At 71.5% G+C, this 4,596-nt stretch carries 6 protein-coding genes; 2 read left to right on the top strand and 4 right to left on the bottom strand.

All coding sequences use genetic code 11. The annotated features are described in order from the left end of the window. Nucleotides 1–252: 252 nt before the first annotated feature. Nucleotides 253–1,032, bottom strand: coding sequence for an FAD binding domain-containing protein (locus ACQKM2_RS40660; protein WP_427719205.1), 780 nt, complete (start codon nucleotides 1,030–1,032; stop codon nucleotides 253–255). 489 nt (nucleotides 1,033–1,521) lie between these two features. Between ACQKM2_RS40660 and ACQKM2_RS40655 the strand changes: the two genes are divergently transcribed. Next, nucleotides 1,522–1,788, top strand: a complete 267-nt coding sequence (locus ACQKM2_RS40655; protein WP_427719202.1) for a hypothetical protein — start codon at nucleotides 1,522–1,524, stop codon at nucleotides 1,786–1,788. A gap of 328 nt (nucleotides 1,789–2,116) precedes the next feature. Here ACQKM2_RS40655 and ACQKM2_RS40650 read toward each other — a convergent pair whose 3' ends face one another. The 3 genes from ACQKM2_RS40650 to ACQKM2_RS40640 all read right to left on the bottom strand — a co-directional run bounded on the left by ACQKM2_RS40650 (nucleotide 2,117) and on the right by ACQKM2_RS40640 (nucleotide 3,990). Next, the gene (locus ACQKM2_RS40650; RefSeq protein WP_427719200.1) at nucleotides 2,117–3,028 is read right to left on the bottom strand and encodes an immunity 49 family protein; all 912 of its coding nucleotides are present in this window, start codon (nucleotides 3,026–3,028) and stop codon (nucleotides 2,117–2,119) included. 49 nt (nucleotides 3,029–3,077) lie between these two features. Continuing rightward, on the bottom strand, nucleotides 3,078–3,476 hold the full coding sequence (locus ACQKM2_RS40645; protein WP_427719198.1) for a hypothetical protein: 399 nt from the start codon (nucleotides 3,474–3,476) through the stop codon (nucleotides 3,078–3,080). A gap of 229 nt (nucleotides 3,477–3,705) precedes the next feature. Beyond that, nucleotides 3,706–3,990: a hypothetical protein gene (locus tag ACQKM2_RS40640; RefSeq protein ID WP_427719195.1), complete on the bottom strand. Its 285-nt coding sequence runs from the start codon at nucleotides 3,988–3,990 to the stop codon at nucleotides 3,706–3,708. A gap of 91 nt (nucleotides 3,991–4,081) precedes the next feature. On the opposite strand from ACQKM2_RS40640, the gene ACQKM2_RS40635 reads away from it, so the two are divergent. Beyond that, the coding region (locus tag ACQKM2_RS40635; RefSeq protein WP_427719193.1) for a helix-turn-helix domain-containing protein at nucleotides 4,082–4,596 on the top strand (515 nt) is incomplete at its 3' end.

Genomic DNA, 4,596 nt, shown 5'->3' with positions numbered 1-4,596 from the left:
CTTGGCGCGCCCGCTGCCCTTGCAGACCTCGCAGGGCAACCATGTGGTGGCGGCCCGCGCAGGGGGTCTCTCAGGGTCCGCCCGGCGCCCCGGCCCGCCCGGCCAGGGGCTGACGGCACCTCGGCCGGACGTCAGCCGACCGGGCGCAGCCCGGGGCCGGCGGCTTCGCCCGTCACGGGGTCGGGGGGCCATGCCGAAGTTGTTGCGCGCGTTGTACCGCGCGACGAAGTCGGCGACGTCGGCGTGCGGACGTCAGCCCAGCCAGCACCGGCCAGGACTCTCCGCTCCGGTGTCGCCGGCGTCGGCCGCGCAGTGTCCGGCGGGAGGCGCCAGCAGGTCCGTGACCTGTCGGCAGACTGCTTCCCAGGCCTCATCCGAAAGTCGGCCCAAGCCGCCGCTCCGCAGAGCGCGGAGATCCTCTTCAGCCGTGGTGTGGCAGCGGACGTCCTCATCGAGGAACTCGCCGTCCTCACGGACGGCCACGCGCAGCAGCTTGCCTCCGTCTTCCTCGCGGTGCAGGGCACCTGCCACGACGAGGGGCGGTGGCCCGCCCGCCTCGCCCGCCGCCTTGTGGTAGCGGCTGGCGATCGGGGCGCGCCAGACCAGGCTCAGCAGCAGATGGCGTTTGGCCAGGACTTCCGCGAGGTCGGTGAGGTGGACGCCCTCCGGTTCGAGGATCACGGCGTGGGCATCCAGGACGAGTGCCGCAGGCAGCAGGCAGCGCAGAGTGCTGCCGACGAGATTGCCGCCGACCGTGGCCGTGCGGCGTACGGCTCCGGTTCCCACGCCGGCAGCGGCCTTTCGCAGCACCTCGGGCACCCGGTCGTCCACCCGGCTCAGCAGCACGGCCGAGCCCAGGGTTTCGGGCCCGATCCCGTTGGCCTCCGGGAGGTCGCGCAGGGACATGGCCCGGAGAGGGAAACCGTCCCGCTGCCAGGTGGCCCATACCAAGGTGGCGCCGCCTATCGGCACCGCTCCCCCGGCCATGCACTCCTGTGCTTCGGACACGGACGTGGGTAAACGCAGCAGCACGGCAGTCAACCTGCTTTCCGGTGACTAGACGGCGAGGTACATGGGGTTCCGGCCAAAAAAGCCGTCGGCAGGCGCATTTTGGCTGTAGGAATGCGGGCGCGTACAGAGCTCATACCCTCAGGCGATGCGCCCCCTCGTGCTCCGGCTCACGCACACCGCGCGCGAAATCGCCCGTGGCCGCAGGGCGCCGTCCAACCAGCGAAGCCCGACCCGCTGATCGGGAGGCGGCTTGCAGCCCACGATCGCCCTGCACCAGGAACCCGCGCCGGGCCTGGAGCAGCACCCCGCCCGCACCACGGCCGGGCCCGGAACCGACTCCGCGGCCGGCGCCGGCATCGGCTCCACCGGCGGCCGCAGCACCATCCCCGAAGCCTCCTTCGCCGGTCCGCACTGCCCATCGCGCCCAGAGTGGCCCCCTCCGCCGAAGGGGGCCCGGCGGATGAGGCCGGACGGCGTCCCGTCTCCCCGCGCACCCTCGTTGGACCGGGCATGACGACCAGCGAGGAGAACACCAGCACCACGACCGTGGAGGAGCCGCGCCGGCAGATGGCCCTGCCGGTGGGCATCGTGCGGGTCTGCGGCACCTGCCGCCAGCAGGGGCACATCGTGCACCCGAGCGTGGACGCGGCCCGGCACGACGCCGGCCGCCACGCCCTCGCGCCCGTGGCGCAGCTGTCGCGGGTCCAGGAGGGGCTGCTGTGCGGCGTACTCGGCTGTGACCCTCAGGCCCGGCACCGCCGACGCCGCGCAGCCTGACCGGGCCGACATCGGTGGAGGGCGCTCCGGCTGTGGATCACCGCGCACGTCGCGCCGTACCGCAAAACCCCGCCCCACCGCCTGGGCGAGCGTCTCGCGGGGCCAGCTGTTCAGCTCGGCCGAGACCCCGTCGAGGTGCTCTCGGGGGAGGTTCGGGCCTGCGGGCAGCGGCGGCACGTCACCGCGCGAACCGTGCGCAGCAGCCAGCAGCCTGGTCCTCGTCACGCTCGCCACACGCCGGGCAGTCGTACTCGTCGGCCGAGTCGATCAAGACCGGGTAACCGCAGTAGTCACACGGACGCACGCCTTCATCGGCCCTGTGTGGCACTCACCAAGCTCCGGGCAGGTAGGCGGACCGGATACCCAGCTGCCAGCCGTGCGCGAGACGAGCGAGGGCCGCGAGCGTGACGGCCCCCACCGGCAGCAGGCTCCTGGCGGCCGGGTCGGCGCCAACGCTCTCGCGGTGCGCGACGAGCCGTTCATCAAGGGCCTGCTCGAATGCGGACTGGTCGTCGTCGAGCAGGACGCGCAGCAGCCGCTGGTCCGGTGTCAGCATCTCGGCCGTATCGAGCTGCTCGGCCGTACGCGCACGCTCGGCGGCGTCCGGCTTGGCCAACGGCACTGGGCCGGGGAGTGCGCCGGGGTAGCGCCCCTTCACGACTGTCAGGTAGCCGCAGAGCGCGTCCATCTCGGCGAGGTCGGCCGGGTCGGACACCGACTCCCGCTCCGAGTACGGAACGCCAGCACGGATGGCAGGCGCATAGTCCTCGCGCAGCAGGGGGCCAATCACCCGGTCCCGCTCCCATATCAGTCCGCTGATCACTGACCACGCGAACGCGTCGGTCCAGCTCCGCGCCGTGGTCGCCGGGTGGATCGGCTCCCACCGCTCCTCGTAGTGAAGCTCCTCGCTGCTGAGCGTCTCCCCCGCGAGCGGGAGGGGGACCTCGAAATCACCGTCGGGGAAGCAGCCGAGGCTCAGCACGCCCAAGAAGCACTCCGCAGCCGTGATCAGGACGGTGCGCGAATCGGGCGTACCTTCGAGGGCGTCGGGGTCAGCCGCGGTGCGCGCGGCGATGTGGTCGGCGAGCTCCTCGCCGAGCTCCTTGAGCCCGCGCCGCAGTGGCATGTCGCCATAGCGCATGTCGTGCCCCCGGCTGTGGGCCCGACTCCATATGCCCTCCAGCGCATGTTCGATCCGCTGCTGCGCGACTGCGTGGGGTGCCACTTCCTTGATCGTCATGGATGCCATCCTGGCAGTAACCACCGACAGCACGGTCCCACGCGATACTTCAGGCGGAGCCGGTCCCGTGCGCACGGGCGGCAGCGGCGCAGAACCCCGGTCCGACTCCGAGAAGCAGTCCCTGCGCACCCGCGGGCGGAGGGTCATCATGCGTACGGTCCAGGATCCTCAACACGGCTGGCCCGCCGGTGTTCCCGTCTTCCTCCAGGCTCGTGCGCGAGTGTCGGAGGGCCTTCTCCCAGCACGCACCGGCCTCGACGACCAGGGCAAGAATCTTGGGACTGCCGGGATGGATCACTGCGAAGTCCGGCGCCCAGCGCTCCTCCTGCCCCCAGGGCAGCAGGGGCAGGACCTTCGACACCGCCAGGGCCGCAGGCGGTTCGAGCGTCGTATCCCAGCCGGTCACGGTGCTGTCAGGGCTCCACCCGCGCTGTTCGCTCTTGCTCACGGAGCGCTACATGTCCGCCTGCCGTAGCAACGCGAGCGCACCCCCTCATCGGTCGACTCCTCAACACGTGCTTCAACACTCATGACAGCCACAGTGCCAGGCGGCTTCGCCGCCCGGGACCAACCCCGTCACGCCGCCGACCGTGGGCACGCACCAAGTGCCCACCGGCAACTCCTCCACGACCCCGAGCCCGCCGACCGGACCGTCCAGCACGACGCGGGCGAGGTGGTCACACCCGTACAGCACCGTCCCGGGGTCGGCCCGTTCCGGTGCGGCAGAGGACGGAGTCGGCGGCGAGCACGTGGTCCCCGACGCGCAGTTCGGTGGGCGGAAGGCGCTTCATCAGCAGCTGCATGTCGGTGACGACTGTGCCGCGCAGCGGGCCGGTGGCGGTGTCGCGGGTGCGGGCGTAGTCCCGGCACCGGGCGCATTTCGGGGCGGGCGTGATCAGGTGCGGGTAGAAGAGCCTGAGTGCTTCGGCGCGGGCGCGGGTCTGGTCGGCGGTCTGTGCCATGGGGGTGCCCCTTCAGGTGGTGGCTGTGCCCATACCTTCGGCCTCGGGAAAGGCGGCGGGCAGGGGCATGGGTAGGGGCAAGATGGGGGTCGTGGACATCGGGGAGTTGATCCGCGAGCTGCGTACCGCACAGGGTTGGTCGCAGGGCCGTCTGGCCGACGAGATCAACACCGTTCACGGGACCACGCTGACGCGGGAGTACATCGCCCGGTGGGAACGCGGGAAGGTCGTCCCCGGGGGCTTCTCCTTCGCGGCCCTGTCGGGCGTGCTCGACGTGCCGTCAGCCGTCCTGGAGGACCCTTTGATGCGACGCACCTTCCTGACCGACGTGGCCGGCGCGGCCATAGCTCTGCTGGACGACGTGCCGTGGGAGGTGCGGCTGGAACTGGCACGGCGGATGCGCGTCGAGTCGCTCCTGTATCGCGAGGGCGCCCGGGTAGCGCTGCGGCGGACCGTCGCCGACCACTACCTCGACGAGGAACTACGCGAGGAGGAAGGAGTGGACGGCCTGCGGGGGGGTGCCCCTATGGGTTTGGTCAAGCTGATGGGGCGGGTTGGGGTTCGTAGAAGGTGCCGTCGCGGAGCATCGCGAAGAGCACGTCGGCT

The sequence above is a fragment of the Streptomyces sp. NPDC004126 genome (genome assembly GCF_050275515.1).
Taxonomy (GTDB): domain Bacteria; phylum Actinomycetota; class Actinomycetes; order Streptomycetales; family Streptomycetaceae; genus Streptomyces.
The sequence above is the reverse complement of the archived record's forward strand: the minus strand, read 5'-3'. Positions and strand labels throughout refer to the sequence as shown.